Source organism: Microbacterium sp. MEJ108Y, from assembly GCF_000834175.1.
Taxonomy (GTDB): domain Bacteria; phylum Actinomycetota; class Actinomycetes; order Actinomycetales; family Microbacteriaceae; genus Microbacterium; species Microbacterium forte.
The window spans coordinates 107,136-121,511 of sequence record NZ_JXQX01000030.1; the positions used below are offsets into that span (position 1 = coordinate 107,136).

Consider the following 14,376-nt stretch of genomic DNA (forward strand, 5'->3'; position numbering starts at 1 on the left):
GCTGCGGTGGTGATCAGCTCGCGCGGGCGAGGTTTCCCAGCTCGGCGCCGGACGCATCCTTGATCACCAGGACGTCTCCGTCGATCTCGACCGCGCGGATGCCGCGCATCCAGTCGTCCACCCCGGGGCAGGCCTTGAGAGTCGATGCGAACCGGGCGAGGTCGACGCGCTCGCCGTTCACCGAGTAGGTCGTCGTGATGCCGTTGCATCCGTCGCTGCCGTGCACCGTGCCGTCGGCGGCGAACTCGAGGTGCGGCTGGCCCGAGGAATCCTCGCCCCACAGCCCGACGAGCTTCTCGATGACGGCGTCGTCGTCGCTGCTCGAGGTGGGTGCGCCACCCGGCGCCCCCGTCGCGCAGGCCGCGCCCATCAGCGCGAATGCTCCCAGAATCGCGAGGCCGACGAGGTTTCGTGCTCTGCGGTGGGTGCTCATGCTGGCCATGCTAACGGTGCCGCCTGCGAATGCGATCGCAGTCTCGATCCGGCCGGGGCCGATCGGTTCGCCGCTGTCGGACGACAACGCTCGTGCGCGCGTATCGCACAGAGGACGTCCAGGTCAAGGGGTGAAATTCCGGTAAACAATTTCCCCATTCTGTGGATTTACTGGGTACTCTTCTAGAGATCCCTGTTCGTCCCGACGAACAGGATCCTGCTTGTCGGGGGGCCAGCGTCGCAGTTCACGCCTCCACCGGGAGGCGAACGGTTCTGTGTGCATCGCACACTGCCGGATATGAAACTGACTGACGATCCGTGACCAGCAAGGACATACATCACATGAAGCACAGAGTGACAGGCCGACGCCCATTGGCGTTGACGGCCGCCACCACGCTCGCCCTCTCGGGCCTCTTCCTCGGAGCGCCTGCGGCGTTCGCTGAAGATGGCGCAGACCAGACTCCGGCTCCGGCTCCGACCGAGACGTCGGAGGTTCCTGCCGAGGTTCTCAACTCCCAGAAGGCCGCCGAGGAGAACGACATCGATCTCGTCGCCGTCGGCACGACCGCCGAAGGCGAGAAGGTGGTTGTAGTGACCGCCGACAGCACGGCGAACAGGTCTTCGGAGGCGGTCGCGGTAGATGTCGGCGTGCCCGACGCCAGCTCCGTCGTCAAGGTCGACAAGGTACTCACTGCTTTCGACGAGGGCGACGTCGTCGGCGGACAGGGCTACCTGTCCGTTGCTCCCGACCTTCCCGGCTTCCTCGCCGATGAGCCCGGCAGCGCGGCCTGGTCGTGCTCGATCGGCTTCGCCGCATTCTCGCCCGAGGGTGATCCCGCGCTGCTGAGCGCCGGACACTGCGCCTTCGGCGAGAACGACGAGCGCCTCACCGACACCACGCTGACCGTCCCCAGCAGCGAGAAGGCAGCTGGCAGCGACCGGGTCGCACTGCCCAGCGACATCGAACTGCTCGGCACGTTCGGCTTCGCCCAGTTCGGCGGCGGAGACGGCGGCGCAGGCTTCAACGGCGACACCACCGCCACCGACATCTCGGTCATCGACATCGACGGGGCCGCTGGATGGAACCCGGTCCCCGTGGTCACCGACTGGACCACGGCCGGCGACTCGCTCAGCTCGCTCGCTGACAGCGTTGTCCCGATCAAGTCGGTCGCCGCTCCGGTGCTCGGAGAGGTCTCGAAGAGCGGTCGCACGACCGGCTTCACCACCGGCACGGTCGACGGCAACGACATCCTCGACGGATGGGCGAACATCGACGGACACTGGGTGCAGGGCTTCTCGAGCAACACGCTCGCGGGTCCCGGTGACTCCGGCGGCGCGGTCATCCAGGGCAATGCGGCCGTCGGCCTCATCAGCGGTGGGTCCGAGGCGACCGAGACCGAAGAGCAGTTCACCTGGGCGGCATCGCTCGTGACCGCTCTGCCCAAGACCGACGGCTACGAGGTCGCACTCGACCTCGACGCACCGGTCATCACGAGCCCGGCCGATGGTGCCGAGGTGCAGCCTGGAACGGCCATCACCGGAACCGCTCCTGGCGCAGCCAAGGTCACGGTCACCGGCTTCGGTGCAGACCAGACTGTGGACGTCGTGAACGGCGCCTTCTCGGTCGTCGGTCCCGTCGAGCTCGGCGACCACACCGCCTCGGTCCGTGCACGCACCGGCTTCAGCTCCTCCGAGACCGTCACGCTCGACGTGACCGTGGTGCCCGCACCGCTCGTCGCACCGGTCATCACCTCGCCAGCAGACGGCTCGACGGTCAACGAGACCGTCACCGAGGTCAGCGGCACCGGCCTGCCGACCACCACCATCACGGTGGCTGACGCTGAGGGCGATGTCCTCGGCACGACCGAGGTCGCCGCAGACGGTTCCTGGACCGTCGACGGACTGAACCTCGAGTACGGCTCGCACAGCGTCGTCGTGACGCAGACCCGCACGATCGAGGGCGAAGACGAGGTCTCGCCTGAGGCCACCTCGACGTTCTCCGTCCTCCCGGTCTCGCCGGCCGTGACCTCGGTCGCGAACGGCGCGGAGTTCGCCCACAACGACGGCCCCGCAGGTCTCGCCGGCACGGGCATCGACGGTGCGACCGTCACGGTGAAGCTCAACGGCGCAGAGCCGGCCACGGCGAACACCGCGGCTCTCGCAAGCACCTTCGCCGCAGCGAGCGGCACGTTCACGGCCACGGTCGAGGACGGCGCATGGAGCGTCGACTTCGGTGCGGCTCTCGAGTCGGGCACATACACGGTGTCGGCCACGCAGGCCATCGACGGCGTCTCGTCGGCTCCGACCGACCTGGCGTTCGCTGTCCTCGCGGCCCCGGTCGCCGGTGGTGGCGGAGCAGCTCCCGGTGACGGTGGCGCAGCCGCACCCGGTGACGGTGGACTCGCCGTGACCGGTGCCGACCTGCTCGTCCCGCTCTCCGCCGCAGCCATCGCGCTCGCGCTGCTGTCGGGTGGACTGCTGCTGGTCTTCCGTCGTCGCCAGCTCATCGAGAGCTGACACACTGATCACCTCCTGAGGGTGTGACCGGCTTCGGCCGTGAACCCCTCGCCGAGAAGCCCGGTATCGAAAGATGCCGGGCTTCTTCGCATCTCCGGGACGCCGCCGTCTCCACAGCGCGGCAGTCTGCGGGGTGCCGCGTGCGCCGACGAGCGGATGCCGTGAGCACAGCGGAAGGCCCGGCATCGGACTGCGATGCCGGGCCTTCTGCGGTCGAGGCGAGCCTCAGGCGAGTTCGATCACCGACCACGACAGTGGCGGGAGCGTCGCGCGCACGGCGCCGTCGACGACCTCTGCGGCTGCGAGCGGCACCATGTGCACGGCATCCTGCGTGGTCTCGAGGTTCGAGGTGTGGCGGTCGCCGCCCTCGGGGATCGTCAGCGTCTCGGCGTTCACGACACGGAGCGCCGTGAGACCGCGCAGCTCGACCGTCAGGTCGCTCTCCTCGTCGAGCGAGCGGTTCGCGACGAAGACGACGACGCGTCCGGTCTCCTCATCCCACGTCGCCGCCGCATCGACCGCGTCGACGCCGCCGTAGCGCTTCGTCTCGATCTGCGGTGCCGACACCGCGAGGCGCAGGATGCGACCCTTCGCGAGGCGAGCCATGCGCTCGAACGGCCAGAAGCTCGTCTGACGCCAGGCCGGACCGTTCTCCTCCGAGCGGATCGGCGCGATCACGTTGACGAGCTGAGCCTGGTTGGCGATCTTCACGCGGTCGCCGTGGCGCAGCAGGCTGTTGAGCAGCGTGCCCACGACGACGGCATCCGTCACGTTGTACGTGTCCTCGATCAGACGCGGGTGCTCCCGCCAGCCCGACTTCGCGACCTCGCCGGCCTCGACGTCGTTGTACTTCACCTGGTCCCACACGTTCCACTCGTCGAACGAGATGTCGACCTGCTTGGTGTGCTTGCCCGCGGCCTTCACGGCGTCGATCGTCGCGATGACGCCGTCGATGAACGCATCCATGTCGACCGACTCGGCGAGGAACGACTCGGCGTCGCCGTCGTGCTCCTGGTAGTAGGCGTGCATCGAGACGAAGTCGACCTCGTCGTAGGCGTGCGTGAGCACCGTGTGCTCCCACGTGCCGAACGTCGGCATCGACCGCGCAGACGAGCCGACCGCGACGAGCTCGATCGTCGGGTCGACCAGCTTCATGGCCTTGGCCGACTCCTGCGCGAGGCGGCCGTACTCGGTCGCGGTCTTGCCGCCGATCTGCCACGGTCCGTCGAGCTCGTTGCCCAGGCACCACAGCTTGATGTCGAACGGCTTCTCAGCGCCGTTCTTGCGACGCAGGTCCGACCAGTAGGTGCCGCTCGGGTGGTTCGCGTACTCGACGAGCGACCGGGCCTCTTCGACGCCGCGGGTGCCGAGGTTGATGGCCTCCATGACCTCGACGTCGGCCTCCTTCGCCCAGTCCATGAACTCGTGCAGCCCGAACGCATTGGTCTCGATGGTGTGCCATGCGCCGTCGATGCGCACGGGGCGGTCTTCGACCGGGCCCACGCCGTCTTCCCAGCGGTAGCCGGAGACGAAGTTGCCCCCGGGGTAGCGGACGACGGTCGGACCCATCTCCTTCACCAGGGCGAGCACGTCCTGACGGAAGCCGCGCTCGTCTGCCTGCGGGTGCCCCGGCTCGTAGATGCCGGTGTACACGCAGCGCCCCATGTGCTCGACGAACGACCCGAAGAGCCTTCGGGGGACGTCGGCGATGGTGAAGTCGCGATCGATGGTGATGCGGGCCTGAGACATTGCTCTCCTTGTGAGTGGGCCGGGGTGGGGCGTTTCGTCCCGTCGCTGAGCTCCTCGCTGAACGACCGACGATGAGGATCGGTGGGGACTACTGACCGCCGAAGCCGCTGGTCGCGACTCCCTTGACGATCTGCTTCTGGAAGATGATGAACACGATGATCAGCGGCAGCGCGGCGAGCACGGCCTGCGCCATGACCTGCGCGTACTGCACGCCGTAGGCGCTGATGACCGTCTGCAGGCCGACCGGCAGCGTCATCAAAGTGGTGTCGTTGATGACGAGGAACGGCCAGAGGAAGTTGTTCCACGCGCCGATGAAGACGAAGATCGCGACGGATGCCAGGATCGGCCGCGAGAGCGGCAGCACGATCGACCAGAAGATGCGCAGGCGGCTGGCGCCGTCGACGCGGGCCGCGTCTTCGAGCTCGATCGGGATCGCATCGAAGAAGCGCTTGAGGATGAACACCATCGCCGGGGCGACGACCTGCGGCAGGATCAGGCCCCAGTAGGTGTCGATCATGTTGAACGCGAGCATCTCGTAGAACAGCGGGATGATCAGCACCTGCGGCGGCACGACGATGGAGGCGATGATGACGACGAACAGCCACTTGCGGCCCGTGAAGTCGAGCCGTGAGAACGCGTAGGCGGCGAGTGCCGAGATCGTCAGGGTGATCAGGGTCACTGCGACCGACGTCCACAGGCTGTTGAACGCCCAGGTGTAGACGTTGCCCTGCGACAGGATCGCCGCGAAGGCCTCGACGGTCGGGCCCGAGGCGCCGATCCACGACGGGTCGCCGCTGGCGGCATCCGTCTCGGTCTTGAAGGCGGTCGCGACCGCCCAGAGGAACGGCAGCAGCCAGCCGATCGCGAGGATGATCAGGACGACGAGGGCGCTGATGCGCAGCGCACCGAACGGCTTCTGACCTGGCAGGTGCGAGCGGCGGGCTCGCGCCGGCTTGGCGGTGGTGATGGTCTCGGTGAGTGTGGCGGTGGACATCACAGCTGCGACTCCTTCCGGCGGCGCATGATCAGAGCCTGCGCGACGCCGATGATGACGATGAGAGCGAAGAACACGTAGGAGATCGCGGCCGAGTAGCCGAATCGGTAGCTGACGAAGCCGGCTTCGTAGATGTACTGCACGATCGAGCGGGTGGTGTCGCTCGCGACGCCGCCGAGCATCTGGTACGCCTGATCGAACAGCTTCAGCGATGCCAGGATCTGCAGGATCAGGATCAGCACGGTCGCCGGTCCCAGCTGGGGGAGCGTGATCGACCAGAACTGTCGCCACGGGCCCGCGCCGTCGAGCGATGCGGCCTCGTACTGCTGCGGCGGGATGTTCTGCATCGCGGCGAGATAGAGAAGGAAGTTGAATCCGACCGTCCACCAGATGGTGGCGATGACGATCGACAGCATGTTGGTGTCGGGGTTCTGCAGCCAGGCCAGCGGCTCGAGGCCGAAGAACTCGAGGATGTTGTTCGCCGCGCCGATCTGCGGGTTGAAGATCCAGACCCAGATCTGCGAGATCACGGTCGAGGCGAGCAGATAGGGCATGAAGAACGACAGCCGCCACAGCCACTGGCCGGGAAGGCCGCGATCGACGAGAGCCGCCATGAGCAGTGCGATCACGACGAGCGGCACGGTCGACAGCAGCGTGAACCACACCGTGTTGCCCATCGACTGCCACATCTTGGGGTCGGCGAGCGCCTCGGCGTAGTTCGCGAAGCCGATGAAGGATCCGCCTGCCCCGGTGAGCGACTGGTCGGTGAAGCTGAGGATGATGCCGTGCACGATCGGCCACGCGAGGAACAGCACGAACGCGAGGAGGAAGGGAGCGAGGAACGCCCAGCTGATGAGCTGCTCTCGGTTGCGGGAGGAGCCGGCGCGTCGAGCGGGCAGGGCCGACTTCGAGCCGGTGACGATGGTGCGCGTGGAGTCCGTCGCGGTGGTCATGATGCGAACGTCCCCTCGGGGTCGGCCGGGTTGGGCTGTCGGAGGAGTGTGTTCACCCGGGCCTCGAACCGGTCGATGGCCGCCGCGGGGTCGTCGCCCGAGAGCAGCACCCCCTGCACGGCGGCGCCGAACTCGCCCTGGAAGCTCGACCCCGAGCCGGTGAACCACGCGGTGGGGTCGTAGACGACGTGCTGCGCGGCCTCGGCGTAGTTGGCCTGGGGAATGAGGTCGGCGTACTCGGGCGATTCGGTGACCGGGAGGAAAGCAGGGATGTGCCCGGCCTCGGCCCACCCGAACGAGCCCTTCAGCATGTCGGCGACGAACCGGTAGGTCAGGTCGCGCTTCGCGGGATCGGCGTTGGTCTGATGCGGCAGCACGAACGAGTGCGAGTCGGCGTAGACCGCCGGCGTGCCGAACAGTGTGGGGATCATGGTGGCATCCAGGGGCAGTTCGGCCGCCTGCATCGTGCGCAGCTCCCACACGCCGGTGAACAGCATCCCGCTCTTGCCGGTGGCGAACTCGGCCACCGCGCTGCCGTAGTCGGCCTGCGCGAGGGCGATCTCGCCGTCGAGCAGGGTGCGCATGAGGGTCAGAGACGCGACAGCGGCGTCCTTGTCGATCACGGCCTTGCCGCCGGCCGGCAGTTCCATCGCACTGCCGTGCTGCGAATAGAACGTGTAGAAGAGACGCCACATCTGGGCGCCGTCGCCGAGGTAGCCGTACGAGAGCGCGTGCCCCTCGGCCTGGCCCCCGATGGCGCGCAGCTGATCGAGGAACTCCTCAGGAGAGGAGGTCTCCTGCAGTCGGCCGTCGCTGTCGAGCACACCGGCCGCGTCGCAGATGTCGGTGTTGAACATCGCGACGAACGGATGCGCGTCGAGTGCGACGCTGTACATGTTCTCGCCGACGAAGCCCTTCTCCCAGATCGGCTTCGGGAACGTCGAGGCGTCGACTCCGAGGTCTGCGAGCCGGTCGAGGTCCCAGGTGTCGAGCAGGCCACCCGGTGCCCAGCCGACCGTGCGCGTCGCGTGCATGATTGCGACGTCGGGGGCCCGGCCGCCGGCACCCGCCATGGCGAGCTTCGTGTAGTACGGGGTGCCCCATGCGAGCACGGTGGGGCGGATGCGGTAGTCGCTCTGCGCCGCATTGGCGGCGTCGAGCAGCTGCGACATGGTCACGCCGTCGCCTCCGGAGAGCAGATGCCAGAACTGCAGGGTCGTGGCGTTCGAACCGGGGACGGCGCCAGGGGCGCAGCCGGCGAGCAGCGCCGCGGCGGCCGTGACGGAGGCGGCAGTCAGGAACTGCCGCCGAGACAGATCGAGCGGGGGCGTCATCGTCACTCCTTCGTGACAGCGGGCGGGGTCGGGTCTCATCATTACATCGATGTAATCGGCGGCGCAAGAGTGAAGTCCGCAACCCGCGTGAGCGCGGGGCCGACGGGCGGAGAACGCTGCGCGGGTGTGTGTCAGGGGCGGTGGCCGCGCGGGCGGCCCCGTGTGCTGTCACGCTCGAGCAGGTGATGCGACAGGGTGAGCGCCCGCGGCGGGGCGGAGCGGTCGTCCATGCGCGATTCGAGCAGGGTGAGCGCCGCATCGGCGAAGGCGCGGCGGTCGAAGGCGAGCGTCGTGAGCGACGGAGACGTATAGCGCGAGAACTCGACGTCGTCGAAGCCCGTCACGATCACGTCCTCCGGCACGTTCACACCGTGGTCGTGCAGTGCGTGGAGCGCGCCGAGCGCGAGCGAGTCGGTGAAGGCGATGATCGCGTCGAACGCCACTCCCCGTCGGAACAGCGTCTGCACGCCATCCGCCCCGCCGGTCATCGACCACGGCATCGGATTGATCTCCAAGGCGGTGTCACGGGGGATGCCGGCCTCCCGAAGCGCGTCGTGCACTCCCTCGAGTCGCAGACGGCCCGTCGCGGTCGCGACCGACGGATCGTCGTCGGCGCCGATCACGGCGATGCGCGTCGCTCCGCGAGACAGCACGTGCCTGGTCACATCGGCCGCGGCTCGGCGGCTGTCGATGCGCACATGGTCGGCCCTGTTCTGCTCCACCTCGCCGAGCACGACGAGAGGGGGCAGCCGGTCGGCGTACTTCAGCACGCTGTCCTCGAGGCGGATGGGGTTCAGGATCAGTCCGTCGACCAGGTGCGCGCGAGCCCGGGAGACGAGCTCCCTCTCACGTTCGGGGTCGGTCGCGGTCTCCTCGATCTGCACGGCGAGGCCGCGATCATGCGCGGCGTCGACGATGCGGTGCATGAGCTCGGCCGAGAACGCGGTCGCGAGGTCGGGCAGGGCGACGGCGATGATGCCCGAGCGGCCCTTGCGGAGTCCTCGGGCGTTGAGGTTCGGCACGAAGTCGAGCTGCGTCATCGCGGCCTCGACCCTGAGCTTGGTCTCCTCGCGCACGGCGACGGTGCCGGTGACGACGTTCGAGACCGTCTTGGGTGAGACGCCCGCGAGTGCGGCGACGTCCTTCATCGTCGCGCGCGGCGGCGGCATCGCTGTCATCCGGTCAGCCTATCCACCGGCTCGCCCGCGAGCCCGCCGCGCCGCGGAATGTCCGCACTCGCTGACTACTATGGCCCGATGACCATCGAACGCAACTGGGCAGGCAACCTCACCTACCGTGCATCCGCCGTCGAGCACCCCGGCTCGATCGACGAGCTGCGGCATCTGCTCGCCCGGGGCGGAGCCGTGCGCATCCTCGGATCGAGGCACTGCTTCAACGACATCGCCGACACCGACGGCCTGCTCATCGCCCTCGATCGGCTGCCCGTCGTGTTCGAGGTGAACGATGCGCGTGACGCGGTGCGCGTCTCCGGCGGGCTGCGCTACGGCGACCTCGCTCCGCTGCTCGACGCCGAGGGACTCGCGCTCGCCAACCTCGCCTCGCTGCCCCACATCTCGATCGCCGGCGCAGTCGCGACCGGCACGCATGGCTCGGGCGACGCCATCGGCTCGCTGGCCTCGGCGGTGCGCGCGCTGACGATCATCACCCCGGCGGGGGAGACGCGCACCCTCGCCCGCGGTGACGACGACTTCGACGGCGCGGTCGTCAGCCTCGGTGCGCTGGGTGCGGTCGTCGACGTCACGCTCGATGTCGAGCCCACCTACGAGGTGGCGCAGCACGTGTTCGAGCATCCGTCGTGGGATGCGATCCTCGCCGACTTCGACGAGGTGACAGGCATCGGCACGAGCGTCAGCATCTTCTCGCGCTGGGAGCACACCGACTTCGCCGACCAGATCTGGGTCAAGCAGCGCCAGCCCGAGGCCCGGGAGCTCGCCCGTGACGACCTCTTCGCCCGATTGGGGGCGGAGCCGGCGACCGCCAAGCGGCATCCGATCATCGGCGTCGATCCTGTCGCCTGCACCGAGCAGCTCGGCGAGTCGGGACCGTGGTTCGAGCGCCTCGCGCACTTCAAGCTCGAGTTCACGCCGTCGGCCGGCGCCGAGATCCAGAGCGAGTACCTCGTGCCCCGCGCCGACGCCGTCGCCGCGATCCAGGCGGTGCGCACGCTCGCCGGTCAGATCGCGCCGCTGCTGCTCGTGAACGAGATCCGCACGGTCGCCCCCGACTATCTGTGGCTGAGCTCGTCGCAGGGCACGGATGCCGTCGGCATCCACTTCACCTGGAAGCCCGACGAGGCGGCCGTGCGCGCGTTCCTGCCCACCCTCGAAGCGGCACTGCCCGAGACCGCCCGCCCGCACTGGGGCAAGGTCTTCACTCTCGATGCCGCAGAGGTGCGCTCGCGCTATGCGCGGTGGGATGACTTCGCCGCCCTCGCGCGGCGCTTCGACCCCGAGCGTCGTCTCGTGAACCCGTACCTCGAGCGCCTGGGGCTGTAGCGGGATCCATTGCACCACCCCGGTTGTTCTCGGTAACATTCTCCGAGGCTCGGCCGACGGAGGTGTGCATGGCGAACGTCGGCTCAGACAAGCCCAACATCCGTCAGGTCGCGACCATCGCGGGCGTCTCGCACATGACGGTGTCGCGTGTTCTCAACGATCACCCGAACATCAAGCCCGACACGAAGCGCCGCGTCCTCGAGGCGATCGAGGAGCTCGACTACCGCCCGAATCTCGTCGCCAGGGCGCTCGCCACCCAGCGCACCCGGCGCATCGGCGTGATCGTCGAGAGCGCGGTCGCGCATGGCCCGACCAGCATCCTGCGGGCCGTCGAGCTGTCGGCGCGCGCCACGGGGTACTCGGTCACACCGATCGCGCTGCACGAGGGTGATGCGCTGTCTCCCCAGGAAGCGGTCGACCACCTCGTGACGCAGGGGGTCGATGCGCTGTGCGTGATCGCGCCACGTTCGTCATCGGTGGCCGCTCTGCGGCGCATCGCCATCACCGTTCCCATGCTCGTGGTCAAGGCAGACGCCGATCCGACCTTTCTCACGGTCTCGATCGACCAGCACGCCGGCACGACGTCGGTGGTCGATCACCTCGTCGCGCTCGGACACCGAGACATCCTGCACCTCTCCGGCCCACTGGACTGGCTCGATGCGAGAGCGAGAGAGCGCGCCTTTCACACGAGGGCCAAGTCGTGGGGCATCCGTGAACGGCCCATCGTGGTCGGAGACTGGTCGGCCGACTTCGCCTACGACTTCGCGAAGGGTCTCACCCGGCTGCCGGATTACACGGCGATCTTCGCCGCCAACGACGACATGGCGATGGGCCTGATCCACGGGCTGCACGACAGGGGCTTCGAGGTGCCGCGAGACCTCAGCGTGGTCGGGTTCGACGACATCCCGCTCGCTCGGCATTTCATCCCTCCGCTCACGACGGTGCGCCAGGATTTCGGCGCACTGGGCGTCGCGGTGGTCGAGATGCTGCGCGCGGCCATCGAGGGTCGTGACATCCCCGCGCTCACCCGGATCCCGACCGAGCTCGTCGCCCGCGGATCGTCGGCCGCGCCCAGGGAGGTGCGGTGACCCCCGACCGTGGTCCCGAGCCGGTGGTGCGGCTCGAGGGCATCACGGTCGAGTTCCCGGGCGTGCGCGCGCTCGACGCCGTGGACTTCCGCCTGCTCCCCGGTGAGGTGCATGCCGTGATGGGCGAGAACGCCGCCGGCAAGTCGACGCTCGTCGCGGTGATCACCGGCACGCTCTCTCCCGGCGAGGGCGCGGTGGTCGTCGACGGCGAACCGCGTCGCTTCTCGGGAGTTGCCGACAGTCGAGCGGCCGGCATCGCCACGGTGTTCCAGGAGGCGCAGCTGAGCCCCAATCTCAGCGTGGCCGAGAACGTGATGCTCGGGCGGGAGCGCCGGGGCCGATTCGGAATCGACTGGCGCAGGACCAGGGCGGATGCCGCCGAGGCGCTGGCCAGGCTGGGACTCGACGACCTCGACCCGAAGACGCCGCTGTCGATGCTGACACCGGCGCAGAAGCAGCTGGTCGCTCTCGCTCGTGCGGTCGTCGACGACCCGAGGGTGCTCATCCTCGACGAACCCACCTCGAGCCTCGACGTCGCCGAGGTCGCCACTCTGATGCGGGTCATCCGGGGTCTGCGGCAACGCGGCGTCGCGATCCTGTTCATCTCGCACTTCCTCGAGCAGGCGTTCGCGATCAGCGACCGCATGACGGTGCTGCGCGGCGGGCGACGGGTGGGCGAATACGCGACGCGCGACCTCGACCGAGCCGACCTGATCTCGAAGATGCTCGGCAAGGACATCGACAGCCTGAGGGCCCTCGGCTCGGAGCGCAAGGCTCATCACTACGCGTACGACGGGGAGCCGGCCATGCAGGCGTCCGGTGTGGGTCGACGCGGCGAGCTGGAGCGCATGGACGTCGAGATCCAGAGGGGTGAGATCGTGGGGCTCGCGGGGCTCCGGGGGTCGGGGCGCACCGAGCTCGCGTCGTTGCTCAGCGGTTCGGTGCGCACCGACAGCGGAGAGCTCTGGGTCGACGGAGAACGCGTGCAGCTGCGCAGCCCCTCGGCAGCGCTGCGGCACCGCATCGCGCTGTCGGCCGAGAATCGGGGCACACAGGGCATCATCGGCGAGCTCACGGCCCGCGAGAACATCATCCTCTCGCTGCAGGCGCTGCGCGGATGGACTCGTCCTCTCTCGCACGCCGAGTCGAGGGGTCTCGTGGAGACGTACGTCGAGGCGCTGCATCTCGACCCTGCGGACCTCGACCGCCCGGTCGGTCTCCTGTCGGGGGGAACGCAGCAGAAGGTGCTCCTCGCTCGAGCGCTGGCGGTGCGCCCTCACGTGCTGATCCTCGACGAGCCCACTCGGGGGATCGACATCGCGGCCAAGGTCGAGGTGCAGCGCCGCATCAGCCAGCTGGCCGGAGACGGCGTGGCCGTCGTGTTCATCTCGTCAGAGCTCGAAGAGGTCGTGCGGCTGAGCGATCGCATCGTCGTGCTGAAGGACCGCGAGAAGATCGGCGAGCTCAGCAACGGTCCGGGTGTGACCGTCGACACGGTGGTCGAGATGATCGCCGCCGAGCTGAGTCACAGCGCTGAACTGTGATCGGTAACAACATCCACCGACCGTGATCGGTCCGATTTGGTAACGAAGTCTTGTGTTCCAGAAATTGTTCCCGGTAACATCACGGCAGGACACGCGAAGCAGCTGTCCTGCAATCACGTCAGGACCATGACTGGTCCGCCACCGCCGGAGTGACCGCCGGCATCTCAAAGAGGAGAAGAAATGTCCGCGAAGAAGCGCATCCGCGTCGCGTTCGGCCTGGCAGCAGTCGGCGCACTCACCATCGGCCTTGCGGCCTGCTCGTCCGGCGACTCGGGCGGCGACGGCGGAGGCGGCTCAGAGGAGATCACCACCGTCGGCTTCGTGGCTGTCGGCCCCGAAGGCGCATGGCGCGAGGCGAACGAGCAGAACATCCAGGACACCTTCACGGAGGACGCCGGATACGAGCTCAAGTACGCCCCCGCCACGAACCTCGACCAGAAGTCGCAGATCGACGCCTTCACGTCGTTCGTCGACGAGGGCGTCGACGTCATCCTGCTGTCGGCCACCGAGGCCTCCGGCTGGGAGGACTCGCTCAAGCGTGCGCAGGAGGCGGAGATCCCCGTGATCCTGCTCGACCGCGGCATCGAACCGGACGACGACAGCCTCTACGTCACGCGCATCGCCCCCGACAACGTCGAGGTCGCCAAGGAGGTCGGCACCTGGGCTGCGGCCACGTTCCCCGACGGCGGCAACTACGTCGTGCTCGAGGGCCCGGCCGGTGTCGGCGTCGTGAACGAGCGCAACACGGGCTTCGACGAGGGCCTGGGCGACTCGTCGCTCACGAAGCTCGACGCGCAGACCGCGAACTGGTCGGCGGAAGAGGGCAAGAGCGTCTTCGAGACGATGCTGAAGTCCTCGAACAACGACATCCAGCTCGTGTTCGCACAGAACGACGAGATGGGCCTCGGTGCCGCGCAGGCCGCCGAGGAGGCGGGCCTCGTCGTCGGTGAGGACGTCAAGATCGCCACGATCGACGGCACCAAGAACGCCATGCAGGCGCTGGCCGACGGTCAGCTCAGCTACGTGCACGAATACAACCCGCTCTTCGGTGAGACCGCGCTCGAGGTCGTCGAGAAGGCTCTCGCCGGCGAAGAGGTCGAGTCGTACATCGTCGTCCCCAGCGAGGCGTTCGACTCCGCCGAGGCGGCCCAGGCCGTGCTCGCCGACCGCAAGTACTGACCGAGCACCGAACCCGACGCCGGAGCGATCCGGCAGCGAACCCGGGTGGGGCAGGAGCACTGCTCCACCC

Annotated in this window: 11 protein-coding genes; 5 read left to right on the forward strand and 6 right to left on the reverse strand. The window is 68.3% G+C overall.

Going from position 1 to position 14,376, the window contains the following annotated elements; all coding sequences use genetic code 11:
• Positions 1–13 precede the first annotated feature (13 nt).
• Positions 14–433, reverse strand: coding sequence for an META domain-containing protein (locus tag RU09_RS18110; protein ID WP_197066070.1), 420 nt, complete (start codon positions 431–433; stop codon positions 14–16).
• A gap of 341 nt (positions 434–774) precedes the next feature.
• On the opposite strand from RU09_RS18110, the gene RU09_RS13625 reads away from it, so the two are divergent.
• On the forward strand, positions 775–2,949 hold the full coding sequence (locus tag RU09_RS13625) for an Ig-like domain-containing protein (protein ID WP_197066072.1): 2,175 nt from the start codon (positions 775–777) through the stop codon (positions 2,947–2,949).
• Positions 2,950–3,174: 225 nt separating this feature from the next.
• Here the strand turns inward: RU09_RS13625 and arfA are convergent, their stop codons facing one another.
• From arfA to RU09_RS13650, 5 genes are all read right to left on the reverse strand, one after another.
• Positions 3,175–4,698: an arabinosylfuranosidase ArfA gene (gene arfA / locus RU09_RS13630; protein WP_042541397.1), complete on the reverse strand. Its 1,524-nt coding sequence runs from the start codon at positions 4,696–4,698 to the stop codon at positions 3,175–3,177.
• A gap of 88 nt (positions 4,699–4,786) precedes the next feature.
• Positions 4,787–5,692 (reverse strand): carbohydrate ABC transporter permease, encoded by a 906-nt coding sequence (locus tag RU09_RS13635; protein ID WP_042541398.1) that lies wholly within the window; start codon positions 5,690–5,692, stop codon positions 4,787–4,789.
• Positions 5,692–6,645 (reverse strand): carbohydrate ABC transporter permease, encoded by a 954-nt coding sequence (locus RU09_RS13640; RefSeq protein ID WP_042541399.1) that lies wholly within the window; start codon positions 6,643–6,645, stop codon positions 5,692–5,694. Before RU09_RS13640 ends, RU09_RS13635 begins: the two co-directional genes overlap by 1 nt.
• Positions 6,642–7,979, reverse strand: coding sequence for an extracellular solute-binding protein (locus RU09_RS13645; protein ID WP_042541400.1), 1,338 nt, complete (start codon positions 7,977–7,979; stop codon positions 6,642–6,644). The genes RU09_RS13640 and RU09_RS13645 overlap by 4 nt, the downstream gene beginning before the upstream one ends.
• A gap of 131 nt (positions 7,980–8,110) precedes the next feature.
• Positions 8,111–9,157: a LacI family DNA-binding transcriptional regulator gene (locus RU09_RS13650; protein ID WP_042541401.1), complete on the reverse strand. Its 1,047-nt coding sequence runs from the start codon at positions 9,155–9,157 to the stop codon at positions 8,111–8,113.
• Between the two features lie 78 nt (positions 9,158–9,235).
• Between RU09_RS13650 and RU09_RS13655 the strand changes: the two genes are divergently transcribed.
• From RU09_RS13655 to RU09_RS13670, 4 genes are all read left to right on the forward strand, one after another.
• Positions 9,236–10,495, forward strand: coding sequence for a D-arabinono-1,4-lactone oxidase (locus RU09_RS13655; protein WP_042541459.1), 1,260 nt, complete (start codon positions 9,236–9,238; stop codon positions 10,493–10,495).
• A gap of 68 nt (positions 10,496–10,563) precedes the next feature.
• Entirely contained in the window at positions 10,564–11,583 is a 1,020-nt protein-coding gene (locus RU09_RS13660; protein WP_042541402.1) for a LacI family DNA-binding transcriptional regulator, read from the forward strand.
• Positions 11,580–13,127, forward strand: a complete 1,548-nt coding sequence (locus RU09_RS13665) for a sugar ABC transporter ATP-binding protein (RefSeq protein ID WP_042541403.1) — start codon at positions 11,580–11,582, stop codon at positions 13,125–13,127. The genes RU09_RS13660 and RU09_RS13665 overlap by 4 nt, the downstream gene beginning before the upstream one ends.
• A 180-nt stretch (positions 13,128–13,307) precedes the next feature.
• Complete coding sequence (locus tag RU09_RS13670) at positions 13,308–14,306, forward strand: substrate-binding domain-containing protein (RefSeq protein WP_042541404.1); 999 nt, start codon at positions 13,308–13,310, stop codon at positions 14,304–14,306.
• Positions 14,307–14,376: the final 70 nt, after the last annotated feature.

Coding starts and splice junctions, on each gene's coding strand:
- RU09_RS18110 (WP_197066070.1), bottom strand. CDS start 433: ATGAGCACCCACCGCAGAGCACGAAACCTCGTCGGCCTCGCGATTCTG.
- RU09_RS13625 (WP_197066072.1), top strand. CDS start 775: ATGAAGCACAGAGTGACAGGCCGACGCCCATTGGCGTTGACGGCCGCC.
- arfA (WP_042541397.1), bottom strand. CDS start 4,698: ATGTCTCAGGCCCGCATCACCATCGATCGCGACTTCACCATCGCCGAC.
- RU09_RS13635 (WP_042541398.1), bottom strand. CDS start 5,692: ATGTCCACCGCCACACTCACCGAGACCATCACCACCGCCAAGCCGGCG.
- RU09_RS13640 (WP_042541399.1), bottom strand. CDS start 6,645: ATGACCACCGCGACGGACTCCACGCGCACCATCGTCACCGGCTCGAAG.
- RU09_RS13645 (WP_042541400.1), bottom strand. CDS start 7,979: ATGACGCCCCCGCTCGATCTGTCTCGGCGGCAGTTCCTGACTGCCGCC.
- RU09_RS13650 (WP_042541401.1), bottom strand. CDS start 9,157: ATGACAGCGATGCCGCCGCCGCGCGCGACGATGAAGGACGTCGCCGCA.
- RU09_RS13655 (WP_042541459.1), top strand. CDS start 9,236: ATGACCATCGAACGCAACTGGGCAGGCAACCTCACCTACCGTGCATCC.
- RU09_RS13660 (WP_042541402.1), top strand. CDS start 10,564: ATGGCGAACGTCGGCTCAGACAAGCCCAACATCCGTCAGGTCGCGACC.
- RU09_RS13670 (WP_042541404.1), top strand. CDS start 13,308: ATGTCCGCGAAGAAGCGCATCCGCGTCGCGTTCGGCCTGGCAGCAGTC.